The organism is Acinetobacter sp. WCHAc060033 (assembly GCF_004209125.1).
In the GTDB taxonomy this organism is placed as follows: Bacteria; Pseudomonadota; Gammaproteobacteria; order Pseudomonadales; family Moraxellaceae; genus Acinetobacter; species Acinetobacter wuhouensis.
Map to the genome: position 1 here is coordinate 1 of NZ_SGSW01000093.1, position 5,043 is coordinate 5,043.

Annotated in this window: 4 protein-coding genes; 1 reads left to right on the top strand and 3 read right to left on the bottom strand. The window is 37.1% G+C overall.

The window, feature by feature from the left end:
• Positions 1 to 1,783 precede the first annotated feature (1,783 nt).
• Positions 1,784 to 2,722 carry a replication initiation protein gene (locus EXE10_RS20035; RefSeq protein WP_130114517.1) on the top strand — a complete coding sequence of 313 codons (939 nt, stop codon included), beginning with the start codon at positions 1,784 to 1,786 and terminating at the stop codon, positions 2,720 to 2,722.
• A 410-nt stretch (positions 2,723 to 3,132) separates the two neighbouring features.
• On the opposite strand, the gene EXE10_RS20040 is transcribed toward EXE10_RS20035, so the two are convergent.
• Genes EXE10_RS20040 through EXE10_RS20050 form a run of 3 tightly spaced genes read right to left on the bottom strand, consistent with a single transcriptional unit; the run spans position 3,133 to position 4,590 of the window.
• A complete protein-coding gene (locus EXE10_RS20040) occupies positions 3,133 to 3,291 on the bottom strand; it encodes an acetyltransferase (RefSeq protein ID WP_130114518.1) in 159 nt (52 codons plus the stop codon).
• Between the two features lie 11 nt (positions 3,292 to 3,302).
• Complete coding sequence (locus EXE10_RS20045) at positions 3,303 to 3,593, bottom strand: hypothetical protein (protein ID WP_130114519.1); 291 nt, start codon at positions 3,591 to 3,593, stop codon at positions 3,303 to 3,305.
• Between the two features lie 10 nt (positions 3,594 to 3,603).
• Positions 3,604 to 4,590 (bottom strand): hypothetical protein, encoded by a 987-nt coding sequence (locus EXE10_RS20050; RefSeq protein WP_130114520.1) that lies wholly within the window; start codon positions 4,588 to 4,590, stop codon positions 3,604 to 3,606.
• Positions 4,591 to 5,043 lie beyond the last annotated feature (453 nt).

The following is a 5,043-nucleotide window of genomic DNA, read 5'->3' on the forward strand; positions in this document are numbered from 1 at the left end:
CCAATCCATCCATGTTCTGCATTGTTCATGGGGTTGGGCGACAAGGACACGGGAGCCTATAAACTGACTGTTTTTTCAGTCGGGGAAGTGGTCGTTAGGTTAGATATAGCCTAGCTAGATGTTTTACATCGAAACCCTGTTTTAATGATTACCGAGTTAAGCAGACAGGATGTCACGCTCAAAATCTCGGCATGTGTTGCGGTAAATACACTTGTAGAAATACAAGGGAAGCGCAGCTCATTGGCACAACTGATGGCGTTTGAGGTAACAGCAATGTTACAGGCTAGCTGAGGAGAAATCTGGATGCAGCGGCACCTTTGAGTGAGATAATTTCAAGCAAGAAGGGTCAACGGATAGCTTAAACAGTATACATCGGGAAGTATAAACCCGAGACAGGTGTAGATTAAGAGTCATACCTTCAGATTTTGTCTATTCAGCCATATCCCCGTCCTTTAAAGGAACCCTGCCGGGGGGAAACTGGAAGTGCTGGTAGACAAAAGAAGATTGGCGTTCTAATCGTTAAGATCATTTCAACTAACTTGGGAATCTCCATGCTGTTAGACATTGAATTGTCATGGCAAGGTATGGAGAGGGAGAGAAGATGAGTAGGGCGTATAAACCATTCATGGTGAAATCGTTGCAGGTTTTTTTACTGCTAAGACATTTTGCAAACTCAATATTGGCGTGGCTGTCAGTATTGATAAAGGGCGTAAAAGTGTTTCCGAAAGTTTGAGTCGGTTTTATGTTGTTATCTAAAAAAGCGGAAAAAAATAGCTAAAAATGGTTTGGTCGCCATTGTGTTCCAGTTGTTCGGGATTGGTCTCTCGAACAAAACTGGGACTATGCAAATTTCAATGAAAAAACAGACGTGATATGTAGTCACTTTCTAAGTGCAACAGTCCTGTTAATCACCACTCTGTTTGATAGTTTTCTTTACTAACTTAATGAATATTTTACTAATTTAGAAAAATTAGCGGAGTCATCGTTAAGACGAGTTTTTTCTTTTTTTTAGTATAAAAAAGGGCGTTCAGCGATACCAACACAGGCATGTCAAAGCCTGTGGCGATAAGTTGCGTAACTTTGCGTTAAAAAATATGCACGGCAGGGGTATGATTGACAATCATGCGAAACCCTGACCGTTGTTTCTAAAACTTCACCATTTGCGTTTTAAGCGATTTTAATTACAACAACGTAGGGTAGGTTAAAAAACAAGTTAAATACCCTGTAATTGCCGTTTTTTTGCGTTTAATCGCTATCTTTAACGAGTGTCTACGAGTGACACAAAGAAAATTCGCTTATTCCCCTCTCTGAAAAACCGCTTTTGCTTTTTACAAAATTTGATTTTCGAGAATCCTGGCTATCGTGTGTTTTTGCTTTTAAAAAATACGAGCTTTAGCGAGTTCATAGTCGCTTTTATGCTTTTGCTTTTGCTCTTGAAACGACACGAGCGAAGCGAGTGCCATAGCCTTTGATTTTGCTCTTGCTTTTGCCTTTGATTCTCTTTTTAGCTTTTAAAAAGCTTTTAAAAGCTTTTCGCCCCTCTACAGCCCTTGCTAGATATAGCTTTCAGACTTTAAAAAAGTACAAACGCCATGCTTTAAAGTACAAACGCCATGCTTTTACTATTTAAAAAAGTACAAACGCCATGTTAAAAAAGTACAAACGCCATGCTTTATAGTACAAAAATATATTTGTACTATAATCTATAAAAAGTATTGACTTAAACTACGTACCTATTTAAAAAGGGTACAGAAATCATGAGTATTTTTTGGACAACTGGAATATGGATTTAGATATTAAAAAACACTATCCCAAAGACTGGGTGGTTTTACAAAACCGAGTAGTAGAATGTTTTAAAAGTATGACTCTTGATGAAAAGCGTTTATTTATCATGGCAACGCCTTTAGCAAGAACAACGAACGTATCTAGCGGTGAGCCTATTTTCATCTCAACAGAGGAGTTTGCATCTGCTTGCGGTCTTGAAATAACAGGTGCATATACAGCTTTAGGAATCGCGACTAAAAAGCTTTTTGACCGTTACTTTGGCTATGTCAGAGCAGATAAAAAGAAAGTAAGTATTCGATGGATGTATAAAACAGCTTATGGCGAGGGTGGCGCAGAGCTATATTTTACTGATGAAGTACTATTACTGCTTAGAGAGTTTGATGCCCTAAACCCTTATACCAAATACAAAAAAGAAGTCGTATTACGGCTAAAAAAGGACTACTCCCTAGACTTCTATCACTTAGCTAAGAAACACCAAACAATGGGTGGTTTTCAAATTAGCCTAGATGAGCTATTTGAACAATTAGGACTACCTGAATCATACCAAGACCTAAGCAACCTCAAAAAGCGTGTAATTAAACCGTCACTGGATGAGATAACAGTCAATACAGATATTGATCTAAGTTATGAAAATGTGAAGCGTGGGCGTTCCGTGGTTGGCTTTAAGTTCACTGTGAAGGAAAAACCTAAACCTAAACTAATTGCACCTGCACGAGATCCAAACACCGTTGATATGTTTTTCGAAATGTCCGATTCTCAAATCAATATGTTTGGTAATCAACTTTCAAAATTGCCTGAACTTGGAAAATACGCAGTCGGGAATGAGGGGTATGAAGCTTTAGCATCACGACTCAAAGATATGCTTAAAGACCCTGAAAAACAAAAGTTGCTAGTACCACACTTAAAGAAACTGGGCTTTAATCCTAAGAGTTCTTAAAGTGATTTATCGCACACGCGATTTTAATAATTTTGCCATTAGAAAAAATTTACAGGTTCAATGATGATAAAGCGATTATTCCTCATTCTTCTAACGTCCTATTCAGTTACGACTTATGCAGAAAATAAAAAGCCTCAGCTAGTTGTCGTCAATGTTGCAGACATACAAAAGCAATACTCCACATCTCCAAACACAAAAATTGAAGTGCAGTCCGTATCAAATACTCCCCTTGCGGTCCAAAAAGTTGTTGTTAATCGAGGAGCTTGTTTAGTTCTACCTGATAACAAAATCACTAATTTGCCATCTTACGGAAGTAGAGCCGAATATTTAATGGGCGGATGTTATGCAAGAAATATTACTGAGATAGCCGTATATTTGAATGACAACAAGGTTGTGACTTTCAATTAACATCACATATCAGCCAGTCGTTTAAATGTTTTTTCATGGCGGATTAAAATCTTTTTCGTCAGTAATCTGACAAGTTTTTCTCCCTCTATCCCTGTCAAATCAAGCTCTTTGAAGGGTTTAATCTTGGGGCGATCAACAATTTCAACGCCATATTTTTTCATTCTGGATATTCCTAAAAATAATAGAATTTCAAACCAAGAAAAACGGCTGAAAGTATTGCTGTTACTACAATTCCACCGACTTTATTGCCTAGGCTATTCTTGGAAAAAAGGAAGAATCCCACTCCAACCAACATGAAAAAACCAACAAATAAAGAAATTCGGGCTTGAGATGGTTCAATTTTTAATATTGCGCCCATAGCTAATTCAAAAAAAATCGCCATGGCAAAAAAGACAGTGAAAGCCAAGCCAGCAACAATAAAACTGGTTTTAAAATCTTTAAAAAACACATCACTTTTCTGCATAAATTACCCCTCAGACCAAATATTTATTAAGTAAATCGTTGTACGTTTCACTGTTCACTTTCTCTTTATCCAATCGAATTTCTGCATCCTCCAATAATCTGCGTAAAAAGGCATATTGGATAAAATCATCTGCATAATTCGTTTGCCGTGATAAATAGCTCAGCTCCAGTGGAACGTAATAGTCCATTTTTCTAAAATTTTTACCTGTTTTTTTGTAATGATAATTCACTGCATCCACCAGTAAACGTCCAACTTGATGACGATTTCCTTTAAAAACTGCGTAGTGCTTAAACACTGTATACAATTCACTTAAATCAGACATACCAACGCTTTTGTCAGGATTCGAGATGAGTTTATCCATCAATTCAAGATACTTTCTTTTAAAAAATTGAACTGAAGGCTCATCAAATCGCCACGTCCATGTGTAATTTTTGGCACTTTTTTCAGTCGGGGCATAGGTTTTTGATTTTTTGTTTGAATGTGAGAGCCGTACTAATTCAATTTTAGAAGAACGTACAAGATCAAGTTTTAAAAATGGCTTCTGCAATACAAATTTGAATTTTTCGTGATCTTGGTAATAGTCCTGAATCAACTGGACTTGTTCGCGCTCAACTTCACGGCTCCAATCTGCTTGAGCTTCTTCAATTCGCTGACGTGGAATTTTCTTAAACTCAACATCACTTTTAGACAGGTTGTATTGATGACTGTGTGGGGTCGTAATCAGTAACCAAAAATCAAAAATATCTTGGTTAAAACGCTTTTGGACAATCAGATCGGCTATCGGCTCTTTTTTAGTATTTAAACGGTATGTTCTTTGTCGAGCACTGAGATTCAGCGAATATTTCAAAGTCAATTTTTCAATAACTTTCTGCACTTTTTCAAAAAGTAATGTGTTGTCACTTTCAACTGCAAAATGGCTATAAAAATAAGCACCATTGGCAACCTTATCTGCAATTTTTTGAGCTGTGTAACGACTATTTGGACTGTACTGTATCATTTTATTGTCACCGAGCAATATTTATAAATTGTCATTAAGCAATATTTATTATTTAAGCATGTCACCAAGCAATATTCAATATGAATGAAAGCCTTTAATTTAAAGGCTTTCATGCGAAAGGCGCTTTTAAAACGGCAAAGCCGTTATTTTTGGACTGAATCACCTAAAATTGTCATCGTGCAATTTTGGGGTTCCTAGGTAACGGAATTTACACCCTATTTTTTATGGTTTATAGTCGGGATATTCATTGACTGAAAGCAGTCTGACCAACTGCCTGACCATTTTCGTTTTAGCGATTTTGAGCAGGCAACAGCCTGCTTAAAGCCATGTTTTTTTAGATAGCGCACAATTCAAAATTAGCCATTTTGAATTGACCGATTGAGCGTACTACTTCCGAAAGGACGTTCGGTACGATCTGATGGGCGCTAGGGATTTGAAATAATCCCTTTCGAT

Coding starts and splice junctions, on each gene's coding strand:
- EXE10_RS20035 (WP_130114517.1), top strand. CDS start 1,784: ATGGATTTAGATATTAAAAAACACTATCCCAAAGACTGGGTGGTTTTA.
- EXE10_RS20040 (WP_130114518.1), bottom strand. CDS start 3,291: ATGAAAAAATATGGCGTTGAAATTGTTGATCGCCCCAAGATTAAACCC.
- EXE10_RS20045 (WP_130114519.1), bottom strand. CDS start 3,593: ATGCAGAAAAGTGATGTGTTTTTTAAAGATTTTAAAACCAGTTTTATT.
- EXE10_RS20050 (WP_130114520.1), bottom strand. CDS start 4,590: ATGATACAGTACAGTCCAAATAGTCGTTACACAGCTCAAAAAATTGCA.